Origin of the sequence: Glaesserella parasuis (assembly GCF_002015085.1) — a bacterium.
GTDB lineage: Bacteria > Pseudomonadota > Gammaproteobacteria > Enterobacterales > Pasteurellaceae > Glaesserella > Glaesserella parasuis.
In genome coordinates this window covers 26,099-38,934 of the sequence record NZ_MUXW01000040.1, presented here as the reverse complement: position 1 = coordinate 38,934, position 12,836 = coordinate 26,099, and the positions used below count along the sequence as shown (strand labels likewise).

The 12,836-nt window shown below is 41.5% G+C and carries 8 protein-coding genes and 1 pseudogene; 5 read left to right on the top strand and 4 right to left on the bottom strand.

From position 1 onward, the window contains the following. Nucleotides 1–13: 13 nt before the first annotated feature. Nucleotides 14–1,259, bottom strand: a pseudogene (pgtP, locus tag B0183_RS09400) (phosphoglycerate transporter protein PgtP); the annotation flags it as partial. Between the two features lie 310 nt (nucleotides 1,260–1,569). Here pgtP and thrC point away from each other — a divergent pair. Further along, on the top strand, nucleotides 1,570–2,844 hold the full coding sequence (thrC, locus tag B0183_RS09395) for a threonine synthase (protein WP_078208713.1): 1,275 nt from the start codon (nucleotides 1,570–1,572) through the stop codon (nucleotides 2,842–2,844). Nucleotides 2,845–2,898: 54 nt separating this feature from the next. Here the strand turns inward: thrC and B0183_RS09390 are convergent, their stop codons facing one another. Next, on the bottom strand, nucleotides 2,899–3,963 hold the full coding sequence (locus B0183_RS09390) for an MFS transporter (RefSeq protein WP_078208712.1): 1,065 nt from the start codon (nucleotides 3,961–3,963) through the stop codon (nucleotides 2,899–2,901). 267 nt (nucleotides 3,964–4,230) lie between these two features. Between B0183_RS09390 and mfd the strand changes: the two genes are divergently transcribed. Continuing rightward, nucleotides 4,231–7,680: a transcription-repair coupling factor gene (gene mfd / locus B0183_RS09385; protein ID WP_078208711.1), complete on the top strand. Its 3,450-nt coding sequence runs from the start codon at nucleotides 4,231–4,233 to the stop codon at nucleotides 7,678–7,680. Between the two features lie 117 nt (nucleotides 7,681–7,797). Here mfd and corA read toward each other — a convergent pair whose 3' ends face one another. Further along, a complete protein-coding gene (gene corA / locus B0183_RS09380) occupies nucleotides 7,798–8,763 on the bottom strand; it encodes a magnesium/cobalt transporter CorA (protein ID WP_078208710.1) in 966 nt (321 codons plus the stop codon). Nucleotides 8,764–9,096: 333 nt separating this feature from the next. Between corA and metJ the strand changes: the two genes are divergently transcribed. The 3 genes from metJ to panF are packed head-to-tail and all read left to right on the top strand — an operon-like array spanning nucleotide 9,097 to nucleotide 11,130. Next, on the top strand, nucleotides 9,097–9,414 hold the full coding sequence (metJ, locus tag B0183_RS09375; protein WP_005711435.1) for a met regulon transcriptional regulator MetJ: 318 nt from the start codon (nucleotides 9,097–9,099) through the stop codon (nucleotides 9,412–9,414). Nucleotides 9,415–9,470: 56 nt separating this feature from the next. Then, nucleotides 9,471–9,710: a YhdT family protein gene (locus B0183_RS09370; RefSeq protein ID WP_005711433.1), complete on the top strand. Its 240-nt coding sequence runs from the start codon at nucleotides 9,471–9,473 to the stop codon at nucleotides 9,708–9,710. Then, complete coding sequence (panF, locus tag B0183_RS09365; RefSeq protein WP_021109960.1) at nucleotides 9,700–11,130, top strand: sodium/pantothenate symporter; 1,431 nt, start codon at nucleotides 9,700–9,702, stop codon at nucleotides 11,128–11,130. Before B0183_RS09370 ends, panF begins: the two co-directional genes overlap by 11 nt. 261 nt (nucleotides 11,131–11,391) lie before the next feature. On the opposite strand, the gene B0183_RS09360 is transcribed toward panF, so the two are convergent. Then, nucleotides 11,392–12,714 (bottom strand): anaerobic C4-dicarboxylate transporter, encoded by a 1,323-nt coding sequence (locus B0183_RS09360; protein WP_016528401.1) that lies wholly within the window; start codon nucleotides 12,712–12,714, stop codon nucleotides 11,392–11,394. Nucleotides 12,715–12,836: the final 122 nt, after the last annotated feature.

Here is a 12,836-nt window from a genome sequence, read left to right as displayed (position 1 = left end):
TCGGATTTTGGCAAAAGAAACCACCGTCCCAACCATAAACATCCACTAATTTACCCATTACCCAACCTGCACTTGCAGAACCAAGTAAGTAACCGAATAAACCTGTTAAACCTGTTGCTGTACCTGTTGCAACACGTGGTACTAAATCTGCCGCTTGTAAGCCGATCATCATTACCGGGCCGTAAATTAAGAAACCAATCGCCACTAAGCAGATGTTATCAACTAACGGATTGCCTGCTGGTTTTTTTCCAGTAAACCACGATAGCAATTAATACACCAACGAGGAATAATAACATTGGCGGTGCACGGTGACCTTTGAAAACTTTATCACTTAAGTAACCGCTTGCAAGCATACCGAAGATACCTGCATATTCATAAAGGAAGTATGCCCAGCTTTGTTTATCTACGGTAAAGTGTTTCACTTCTTTTAAGTAGGTTGGTGCCCAGTCAATAATCCCGTAGCGAATGAAGTAAACAAATACGTTCGCAATCGCCCATAGGAATTTATTGTTGATGATATATTTGTAGAAAATGTCTTTAGAAGAAAGGGTATGTGCTTATTCCACTTTTTCTAATACTTTCTCTCCTTTCCATTCATCAACAGGCGGTAAGCCTTGTGATTCTGGCGTATCACGCATTAAGTAAAGCACCACAAAGGCAAGTACAATTGCAATCAGTGCCAGTAAATAGAACAAGGATTGCCATACACCGAAGATAGATAACCCCAAAATCGCTAGTGGACCAATCAAACCACCTAAGTTGTGTGACACGTTCCACCAACTCCACCAAGCTCCACGTTCAGAACGAGAGAACCAGTTGGTCATCGTTTTAGCACCTGGTGGATAACCCATACCTTGGAACCAACCATTTAACCTGGCAAGAATAATCATCAGCGGAATAGATGAAAGTACCCCCGGCACTAAACCAAAAATCAAGCTGATGATTGCTGAACCTAATAAACCAATGGTGATGAAATATTTTGGATTTGAGCGATCTGAAACATTTTCCATAATGAATTTACTAAATCCATAAGCGAGAGATAATGCCACTGCGACCGTACCAAGATCCGCTTTGCTAAATCCATATTCGTCGATTAAATAAGGAATGGCTAAAGAAAAGTTCTTACGAATCAAATAGTAAGCTGCATAGCCAATAAATACACCAGCAAATACTTGCCAACGTAATTTGCGATATTCTGCGTCTGTACGAGAACTTTCAATTCTCGGTGCAGGTGCAGATGCCTTTAGAAAAGAAAACATACAAGCTCCTTTGTAACTTTTGTGATTTTGAAAAATTCGATTTCAAACATTTTATGTTCGGATGTGATTATTTATCTGAAAGACTTTACATTGCAAATGTATTTTGTAAATTTTGTGATGTAAATCTCATTTATTTAGTGAATTTGTATATAAAAACAACAGGTTAAAAGACGCAATCGTTTATATAAATTGAATTTTAATCTCACCTTTTGCAAAAAATCGCCTAAATCCGACCGCTTGTGATTGACTAACCGAAGTGAACGGATACAATCATTCCATTTCCGATTACTCATAATAAAGGACAACATTAATGAACCTATACAACATCAAACACCCTGAAGAACAAGTGAATTTTGCCCAAGGCGTTCGCCAAGGGTTAGGCAAAGATCAGGGCTTATTTTTCCCTGAAGTGTTACCTAAATTTGACGACATTGACGCTTTATTAGCATTACCGCTGGTTGAGCGTAGCCAAAAGATTTTATCGGCATTGATTGGCGATGAATTACCACAAGAAACCTTAAATGCAATGGTAAAAAATGCCTTTACCTTCCCTGCTCCGTTAGCGAAAGTGAATGATGATATTTATGCGTTAGAGTTATTCCACGGACCAACCCTCGCTTTTAAAGACTTTGGCGGTCGCTTTATGGCACAAGCATTAAGTGCGGTGCGTGGTGATGGCAAAATTACCATTTTAACAGCGACATCAGGCGACACAGGTGCGGCGGTGGCTCACGCTTTCTATGGTTTAGAAAACATCAATGTGGTAATCCTTTATCCGAAAGGTAAAATCAGCCCGTTACAAGAAAAATTATTCTGCACCTTAGGTGGCAACATTCGTACCGTGGCAATTGAGTCGGATTTTGACGCTTGCCAAGCGTTAGTTAAACAAGCCTTTGACGATGCAGAACTTCGTCAAGCTATCGGTTTAAACTCTGCGAACTCTATCAATATCAGCCGTTTGCTTGCTCAAGTGTGCTACTACTTTGAAGCTGTAGCCCAGTTGCCAAAAGAGAAACATAGCGATGTGGTAGTTTCTGTACCAAGCGGTAACTTCGGTAACTTAACTGCAGGCTTAATTGCCAAAACTTTAGGCTTACCGATTAAACGTTTTATCGCATCAACCAATGCGAACGACACTGTGCCACGTTATCTTAAATCAGGTAAATGGGAGCCAAATGCAACGGTTGCGACACTGTCAAATGCAATGGACGTAAGCCGTCCGAACAACTGGTCACGTGTTGAAGAGCTGTTTAAACGTAATGGTTGGAATTTGGCGAATTTAGGTTCAGATGCCTTAAATGATGCAGAAACCGAAGAAGCATTAAAAGCACAATATGCGGAAGGTTACTTATGTGAACCGCACGGGGCAATCGCTTACCAAGTATTGAAAGATCAGCTACAAGCTGGCGAAACAGGTATTTTCCTTTGCACCGCACACCCTGCGAAATTCAAAGAGAGCGTAGAGCGTATTTTAGACATTGAACTGCCTTTACCCGAAGCGTTAGATAAACATAACAAAATGGAACTGTTGTCGGACACAATGGCGGCAGATTTTGCGAAGTTAAGAGAGTATCTTTTAAAATAGCATTCCCTATAAGCGGTAAGATGAAGGCAAAATACATTATCTTACCGCTTATTTTTATACCAAAAACAACACAGGAATTAAATTCATCACCATCATCGTCAAAATCGACTGGATCAAGCGGGACGATCCGAAGATAAATCCACGATTTTTACCGTTATCAAATTTCACTAATAAATTCGCCATTGCCGTTAATGCATACACTTCAAGCAAGGTAAAAATCACCAGATAGAGATAGCCAGAAACCAACGAAGCATAATGCAAGGTGATAAACCAAGGCACAACCATACCGACGGCTAAAATCGGGCTAACGAAAATAAGTTGCTTACGGGTTAAATTGATATGCTTGGAGAAATACGATTGTAGGGCAACGGTCATCAACCCATTGATAAATAACGCAATCGGGATCTGCTCTGGGGCATTGAGTTTATTGTCAAACAGATAAGGAAAAATCACAAAAAACGACATTGCAACACTTAACGGTACAAACAGCATTAAGTGAACAAAAATAAACTCTTTGGTGATGATTTCCCGAATTTGCCCCCAACGAAATTTCACTAAATTGTTCACATTTTCCATTTGGTAGAACGGCTTTGCCATAAACACAAATAACACCGCTTCCAATAAAAAACAGCACCAGATTAACGCATTGATATGCTCATACTTGATAAAGGGAATTGCAAGCAATGGAGCTGCCATCGACGACATACTGGTGACCCGTAAGAATTTGCCTTGTAAACGGGTTTTCGCCGCATATTCATCGCCAGCCAATGCAAGTAAGCACGCCCTTGCATTAGTTGCAAACAGACAACTTCCCATACCAAAGCACATTGTCGCCATTAATAGCACCGTGTAGCTTTCCGCAGACAAGAAGAAAACATAGGCGATCACATCGAGCATACAGCCGACTAACATCATTTTAGCCAAACCATAGCGGTCGCCTAGCACCCCTGCAAAAATTGCAAGGGCTTGGCTACAAAAAAACAGTACCGACAACGAAAATGCGATCTGAGCGTTAGATAAGCCTTTTTGTTGCAGGTAGATAAAAAAGACCGTTTGCATTGAAAAATAAGCAAGGGTCGAAATAAAACGACGAGTGAGTAGTAGTTTTTCTAAGGACATTTGAATATCTATAAACGGCTATCTGAATATGTAGCTAATCCTATGTTATGAATATATTTTACAATGTTGATTTTTTATATAAAGAACTATTATTCATATCGTGCTTTAATTATTCTCTATGATACAAAGATCATCATTATTGGTAAGCATTTTAAGATTCACTCACATAATACAAACGCTCCTATTCCCTTCAATCTTTTGCAACTCGTCCCCATAGCGAGTACAATTCTTCCATTTGCAACATTTCGGATAAATCAAACCGCTTGTATGTCATTTGAACTTCAATTTCGTCTGCCGAAAGCGGACAGCACACATCAAGATCATCAAACTTTAGGCAATTTAATCGGGCATTCGGATACCCTTGCGATTGTGCAGGCTAGCCAGCAGTTTCAAGGCTTGACGGTGGTGGTGACACCTGATACTCGCACAGCGTTGCGGTTGGAAAAAAGTTTGCCGAGCTTCACGAAACTGCCTGTTCAGCTTTTTCCTGACTGGGAAACTTTGCCTTACGACAATTTTTCGCCTCATCAAGACATTATTTCCGCCCGTCTGTCTGCATTATTTCAGTTGCAACAAGGGCAGAAGCAGATTTTCCTATTGCCAATCAATACCTTATTACAAAAAGTCTGCCCACCGAGTTATTTGGCAAACAATGTACTATTGATTAAAAAAGGCGACCGTTTTTCGATTGAGAAATTGCGTTTACAGCTGGAAAATGCCGGCTATCGAGCGGTGGAACAGGTGCTGGAATATGGCGAATATGCAGTGCGTGGAGCGTTGCTCGATCTCTATCCGATGGGGGCGAATTCGCCTTATCGTTTGGACTTTTTTGATGATGAAATTGACACGATCCGCACCTTTGATGTGGATAATCAACGCACCATTGAACAGATAGACGAAATCAATTTATTGCCAGCCCACGAATTCCCGACAGATAGCAACGGGATCGAGTATTTTCGTGGCAAGTTCCGTGAACAATTCGGTGAAATCCGCCGCGAACCTGAGCATATTTATCAGCAGGTGAGCAAAGGCATTTTGAATGCAGGGATTGAATACTGGCAACCGCTCTTTTTTGAGCAAATGGCGAGCTTGTTTGAGTATCTGCCTGAACAGACGTTGTTTATTACCTTTGCCGATATTCAGCAAAAAGCCGAGCAATTTCAACAGGATACCGCAAGACGTTATGATAGTCGCCGTGTCGATCCGATGCGACCACTACTTCCACCTGAACAGCTTTGGTTCAATATCGATCAGATTAACCAACAGCTAAAAGGCTATCCTCGTTTAACTTTAACCAACGAGAAAATCCGCAGTTCGACGGCGAAGCAGAACGCTAACCTTGAGCCGCTGCCTGACATTGCGGTGCAATCCAACCAAAAAGAGCCTTTTGCCGCTTTTTTACAGTTTCAGCAGAAATTTAAGGGGCAAATCCTCTTTTCGGTGGAAACGGAAGGCAGACGGGAAACCTTGCTGGAGTTACTTGCGCCGTTAAATATCAAACCAAAGCAAGTGAAGCAACTGGCGGAGATCAATTCGCCAATTTCTTTACTGATCTCACCGCTTGATCAAGGTTTTATTATTGAAACAAGCGGTCAAAAACTGGCGATAATTTGCGAAACGGAGCTGTTAGGCGAAAAAGTTCAGCAAAGTCGCCGACAAGAGAAAAGCCGTAAAACTGTTAATCCTGATACTTTGATCCGCAACCTTGCCGAACTGAAAATCGGGCAAGCAGTGGTGCATTTGGAAAACGGCGTGGGGCGTTATGGCGGTTTAACCACCCTTGATGCAGGCGGCATTAAGGCAGAATACCTTGTGTTGCATTATGCCAACGATGCCAAACTTTATGTGCCTGTGGCTTCGCTTCATTTGATTAGCCGTTATATCGGCGGCACGGACGAAAATGCTCCGTTGCATAAGTTGGGATCGGAAGCGTGGGCGAAAACTCGCCAAAAAGCGGCGGAGAAAATTCGTGATGTGGCGGCGGAGTTGCTGGATGTCTATGCGAAACGCGAGTCGCAAAAAGGCTTTGCGTTCGAGTATGATCGTGATGCATTCGTGCAATTTAGCAACACTTTCCCGTTTGAAGAAACCGAAGATCAGAAAACGGCGATCAATGCAGTGATTAGCGATATGTGCTTGCCGAAAGCGATGGATCGCCTCGTGTGTGGCGATGTTGGCTTTGGTAAAACCGAAGTGGCAATGCGAGCGACCTTCTTGGCGGTAATGAACCATAAACAAGTGGCGATCCTCGCCCCAACAACCTTGTTGGCACAACAACATTTTGAGAATTTTAAAGATCGTTTTGCCAATTATCCGATCAACGTGGAAGTGCTTTCCCGTTTCAAAACCGCCAAAGAGCAGAAGGAAATTCTGGCAAAAGTGGCGGACGGCAAAGTCGATATTTTGGTCGGCACGCATAAATTATTGCAAGAAGATGTGCAGTTCAAGGATCTTGGCTTGTTGGTGATTGACGAAGAACACCGTTTCGGCGTGCGTCAAAAAGAGCGAATTAAGCAACTGCGTGCCAATATTGATATTCTCACGCTCACGGCAACGCCAATTCCAAGAACGCTCAATATGGCGTTGAACGGAATGCGAGATCTGTCGATTATCGCTAGTCCGCCGGCTCGCCGTTTATCAATCAAAACCTTTGTGCGACAAAGCGATGATACGGTGATCAAAGAAGCGATTTTGCGTGAAATTCTGCGTGGCGGACAAGTATATTATTTGCATAACGATGTGGCGACTATTGAAAATACTGCACAACAGCTTGCCGAACTGGTGCCGGAAGCTCGCATTGTGATCGGACACGGGCAGATGCGAGAGCGTGAGTTGGAACGGGTAATGTCTGATTTCTACCACCAACGTTTTAATCTGTTGGTTTGCTCAACCATTATTGAAACAGGGATTGATGTGCCGACCGCCAATACCATTATTATTGAGCGAGCGGATAAATTCGGCTTGGCACAGCTACACCAACTGCGTGGGCGTGTTGGTCGTTCGCACCACCAAGCCTATGCTTATATGCTAACCCCTCCACCAAAAACGCTGACTAAAGATGCACAACAGCGGTTAGAAGCGATGAGTAGCATTGATAACCTTGGAGCAGGCTTTGTGCTGGCGACCCACGATCTTGAAATTCGTGGGGCAGGGGAATTACTCGGTAGTGAGCAGAGCGGACAGATTGAGAGCTTAGGCTTTTCACTCTATATGGAACTGCTTGAAAATGCGGTCAAAGCCTTGCAAGAAGGGCGTGAACCGACTTTAGACGAAATCACCCAACAGCAAGTGGATATTGAATTGCGAGTGCCTGCGTTACTGCCTGATGATTATCTGCCTGATGTGAATATGCGTTTGTCGTTCTACAAACGCATTGCCAGTGCAGAGAGTGATGAAGCCTTAAAAGATCTGAAAATTGAGCTGATTGACCGCTTCGGTTTACTGCCAGAAGCCACGAAAAATCTGTTCCAGATTACTCAGTTACGCCATTTGGCAAAAGGGTTGCAGTTGAAAAAAGTTGATGCAGGGATCAACGGCGGTTATCTAGAGTTTAAACCAACCGCAACGCCTGATCCGATGAAGTTTTTAAAGCTGATCCAAGCGGATAAAAATGTCTATAAATTTGACGGCCCGTTGAAATTCCGCTTTACCAAGCCAATGGAACGACCAGAAGATCGCTTGGCGTTTGTGGTGGAGTTGATTGAGAAAATACGTTAAAAGCAAAATAGCCACGTTATGCGTGGCTATTATCTGGTGACAATCATTGAAGTTGAACTAATTAATGCAGCGAACATCACTTTTTTTGATTTAGGCTTAAAGGACAAAATTAAATATCTATAGCCACCCTTTGCGTTTAAAATAAAGATATGGTGTCGCAGCAGCACAAATCATTAAGCCAATCGCCATTGGATAACCATATTTAAATCCCAGTTCTGGCATAAACTCAAAATTCATACCGTAAGTAGATGCGACCAATGTTGCAGGAAGGAACATCACGGACACTACCGAGAAAAATTTCATAATACGGTTCTGCTCAATATTGATAAAACCCATTGCTGCTTGCATTAAAAAGTTTACCTTTTGGAAAAGCGATTCGTTATGCGGTTGAAGTGATTCAATATCTCGCATAATATCACGAGCTTGTTCAAGCTGATTATTTGGCAAACGGGTTTTACGCAATAAGAAACTCAATGCTCGCTGAGTATCCATCAAACATAGACGAACTTTAGAACTGGCATCTTCAAGTTCCGTTAATTCAGCAAGGGCATCATCAAAGTTATGCTCGCCTTTATTTTCACCCTCATGAGTACTGAGAACCACACGGCTTAATTTTTCTAAATCTGCATAGATATTCTCAATAACATCTGCCAACTGCTCAATCTTAGTTTCAAATAGGTCAAGTAGAAGCTCGTAAGCATTGCCATCTATCAATTTTGCACGACGGGAGCGCATTCGATACAAACGGAAAGCGGGTAGTTCCCGTTCACGCAATGTAAATAAACGCCCGTCCCGAATAGTAAAACCAACAGTAGCAATATCGGCATAGTCGTCATCATCTAAGCAGTAGAAGAATGAGTGTAAATGTAAGCCATCTTCATCTTCAAAAAAACGTGCAGAAGCCTCTAAGTCTTCCAATTCGTGTTCTTCCGCAAGGGTCTGATCTAATCGCGTTTCTAAAACACCACGTTCTTCATCTGTAGGATCAATCAAATCGATCCAAATAGCTTCATTAAATTGATTTTGAATATTTTCATCTACACTGACTAGGCGATCGTTATTTAACGAAAAAGCTCTGATCATTTCATACTCCTAAAAATTGGATATGAGGCGATGAACAAAAAGGAACAAAATATAAGATACTGATAAGAATTACCGACGCTCGTCGGCAAAGATGTTTTGGACGAGGTGGGTTAAAAAACTGATAAGTATCGACTGTGACTGTCCAAAATGTGTATCCTCAAGTAAAAAAAACGCGCGAATGGTACAGATTTAGAATTGAGCCGTCAAGGAAAATGACATTATTTTTAGATGGAGAACAATGCCTTACATCTGAACAGGCGCTATTATTCAAGATTGCAATAACATAAAGTTTTGATTAAAATGCTCGCCAACTTTTATATTTAGGAACGGACAATGGCAGATTGGAACGGTGAATATATCAGCCCTTATGCTGAACACGGTAAAAAAAGTGAACAAGTAAAGAAAATTACGGTATCTATTCCGATTAAAGTATTGGAAATTTTGACTAACGAACGCACTCGCCGTCAAATTCGTAATTTACGCCACGCCACAAACAGTGAATTGCTTTGTGAAGCGTTTTTACACGCCTTTACAGGTCAGCCATTGCCAACCGACGATGATTTAATGAAAGAACGTAGCAATGAAATTCCTGAGGAAGCAAAACTGAAAATGCGAGAGCTAGGAATAGATCCAGATAAGTGGCAATATTAAATGATTTCAAACCTCTCAACTGCGAGGTTTTATTTTAGCTAAAAAATAGGAGGACTATGAAGGTGTCTAAACAAATAGATCGTGAAGTGCGTTGGGCATTATATCTGACGCTATTTTATGTTATGGGTTGGGTCGGTTTTGCTTATTTTTCACCTGCAGGGCGAGGTTTTTTAGGCTTTCCCCTCTGGTTTGAATTAAGTTGTGTCTATCTTCCAATCGTATTAACGTTATTGATCAGCGCAGTAGTAAAATGGATTTATCAAGATATTGATTTAGGGGGAAAAGATGAATCTTGAGTTGTTGTTACCTTTAATCGCCTATCTCATTTTCGTATTTGGCGTAGCCTATTATGCCTATCGCCAACGTACAAGCGGTAGCTTTTTATCAGAATATTACGTCGGTGGACGCTCAATGTCTGGTTTTGTTTTGGCAATGACGACAGCAGCCACTTATGTTGGGGCAAGTAGCTTTATTGGCGGGCCAGGTGCGGCATACAAATATGGCTTGGGCTGGGTCTTATTGGCAATGATTCAAGTGCCAGCCGTTTTGCTCTCATTAGGGATTGTTGGCAAACGCATTGCGATGTTTGCTCGCCAAAACAAAAGTTTAACGATCAACGACTTGTTGTTAACACGTTATCAACATCGCTTTGTGGTGTGGATTGCTAGCTTTGCTCTATTGCTCTCTTTCTTTGCAATGATGACCGTACAGTTTATCGGTGCTGGACGTTTGCTTGAAACTACGCTTGGCATTTCCTACGGCACCGCGATCATTATTTTTGCGGTCACTGTTGGTATTTATACCTTTATCGGGGGCTTTCGTGCCGTCGTTTTGACCGATACGATTCAAGGCTTAGTGATGGTTGTAGGCACATTACTACTGCTTGGCGGTGTAATTTATGCAACGGGAGGCGTTGATGCTGCAATTACCCAGTTAGAAAATATCAACCCTCAACTGACTGCACCTTATGGTATTGATGAACGTCCACTAGACTTCACCTTTATGACATCTTTCTGGGTATTGGTCTGCTTTGGTCTAATTGGATTGCCACATTTTGCAGTGCGGAGTATGGCATATAAAGATAGCAAGGCTTTACATCGAGCTTTGATTATTGGCACTGTCGTTGTTGCTGTGTTGATGTTTGGTATGCATTTAGCAGGTGCGTTGGGACGAGCGGTGATTCCCGATCTAAAAGTTGCCGATCAAGTTATCCCAACCTTGATGTTACAAGTACTTCCGCCTGTTGTTGCAGGCATTTTCTTAGCTGCACCAATGGCAGCCATTATGTCCTCAATCGACTCAATGCTTATTCAATCTTCTTCAACCCTGATTAAAGATCTCTATCTCGCAATTAAGCCACAAGCGGTTGAAAATGAAGAAAAAATTAAACGTTTCTCGACAATCACTACCCTAGTGATCAGCGTTTTATTGGTGATCGCAGCCATTAACCCACCTGAAATGCTCATTTGGTTAAACTTACTCTCTCTGGGAGGGTTAGAAGCGACATTCTTATGGGTAATTGTATTGGGACTATTCTGGAAAAAAGCGAATGCAACAGGGGCTATTTGTTCAATGATTGCAGGTTTATCAAGTTATGTGTTAATGACAAGCCTATCTATCAAAATATTTAGCTTTCACGCCATCGTGCCAGCATTAGTAATTGGACTTATTGCTTTTTTAGTGGGAAATCGGTGTGTAACATTAAAAAAGGACTAGAAATTATTAGCTAATAATACTTTTTAACGAGAAATGCCTTTTCATATAGCTTAAAGTCTTATAATAAAGACTTTAAGCTATTTTTATTCTATGAGCCATTTTTATAAGTGACGCTTAGACAGATAAAGGTATTGAGATTAAACCAGAAATGTCTGATATGTATCTTCAAATAAGGATAAAAGGACACAGCGCTATTAAATATAGCACTCAGCCCTTCTATTAAAAAGTCTAGCTTTTAGTGTAGATCAAATTGAAGTTCTACTAGAGTAAAACATTCGCTAATACTAAGCCAAACACTAAACAGAATGCCATGCTTAATAAGCCTGGGATCATAAAGCTGTGGTTGAAAATGAATTTACCAATTTTGGTTGTTCCAGTCGTGTCAAAGTCAATAGACGCAATGATTGGACCGTAGTTAGGAACAAAGAAGTAACCGTTTACTGCAACGAATACCCCGATTAAGATTGGTGCAGGGATACCTAACGCTACACCTAACGGGAATAGGGTTGCTACTGTTGCACCTTGGCTGTTTACTAATACAGAAAGTACGAACAATGCGAACGCAAATGCCCACGGTGCAGTTTCAACTAAGCCTTTCACCATATCTTTAACTTCGGTCATATGAGCGTCCATTAAAGTATCGCCCATCCAAGCAATACCGAAGATTGCAATAACCGCACGCATACCTGCGTGGAATACAGAACCTTGTGTAATCGCATTACCATTTGGTTTGCAGATAAGCATAATTAATGCAGCCACAGTCAGCATCACGATTTCGATAGTATGAGCCATTCCCATTGCTTTGCCGTCGAATACTGGGCGTAACTCTTTGAATGAACCCATAAACACAACAAGTAATGCACCAAATAAGAATAAACTTACAGAGGTTTTAGCCGTTGGGCTAATTTGGATCTCAGCTGGGTTTGTATCTGCGTGATTTCTTGCCACATACTCAGGATCTTGTAATAAACGTTGATAATTAGGGTCATCTTTTAACTCTTTACCCATTTTATTTACGAATAAACACGCACAGAAAAGACCTAAAATCGTACCTGGAATAGTCACTAATAAAATGTCACCAATGCTATAACCTTGTGGTTCGATCATTGCAGCAACAGACACTACCGCGGCAGCAATCGGGCTTGCTACAATAGCAAATTGTGAGGCAATAACAGCCATTGAAAGTGGACGTTCAGGACGGATACCGTTATGACGACTAACTTCTGCAATCACAGGTAATACAGAGTAAGCAACGTGACCTGTACCTGCTAAGAAAGTAAATGTCCAAGTTACCGCTGGTGCGATGAAAGTGATGTGTTTTGGATTACGACGTAAAATGTTTGTTGCGATTTTGATCATATAGTCTAAACCGCCAGCGGCTTGCATTGCAGCAGCAGCAGAAACTACAGCCATAATCATAAACATAACGTCGATTGGAAGACCTGCAGGTTTTAAGCCAAATCCAAAAGAGAGGATTGCCAAACCTAAACCGCCCATTACCCCTAAACCGATACCACCAAGGCGCGCACCGATTAAAATACAGAGTAATACAACGGCAAATTCAATAAGAAACATAGCAGACATAATTTGTCTCCATTGTAATTTAACGAAAAAGCCCTCATACTGAGGAAGAGTTGGCGATTGTTCGCCCTTTTATAAAGGGTGTGCAATATAGCATAAAAATTTATAATCGTTATGATCTAGAT